The 301-nt window shown below is 24.9% G+C and carries 1 protein-coding gene; it reads right to left on the minus strand.

The features are described 5' to 3' along the window. Positions 1–301 (minus strand): hypothetical protein (locus H2277_RS09225; RefSeq protein WP_337201988.1); only part of this gene is annotated, 301 nt, incomplete at both ends.

Genomic DNA, 301 nt, shown 5'->3' on the forward strand with positions numbered 1-301 from the left:
TAAATTAAATCATAAGGAAAGTATTTATAGTGTTTAAATTCTTCTTTATTTAAATTCATTATCTTTACAATAACAGCACCTTCAAGATCCCAAGTATTAATAGGATCTCTTAATCTTGTATGTTTTTTCATATATTTATGTAAAAACTCAATATCCTTAGTAGCTACAAATTCTTTAATAAGTTCATGTTCTTTACGGATACACTTGCGTTCTAAATTTAAGTTTTTACCCATAGATCCTATAAAATGTAAAAACCAATCCCTATTAAGTATATCTCTTCTTTTTCTTTCATCTTCTTCTA

It is taken from the genome of Campylobacter sp. W0014, assembly GCF_020135975.1.
In the GTDB taxonomy this organism is placed as follows: domain Bacteria; phylum Campylobacterota; class Campylobacteria; order Campylobacterales; family Campylobacteraceae; genus Campylobacter_D.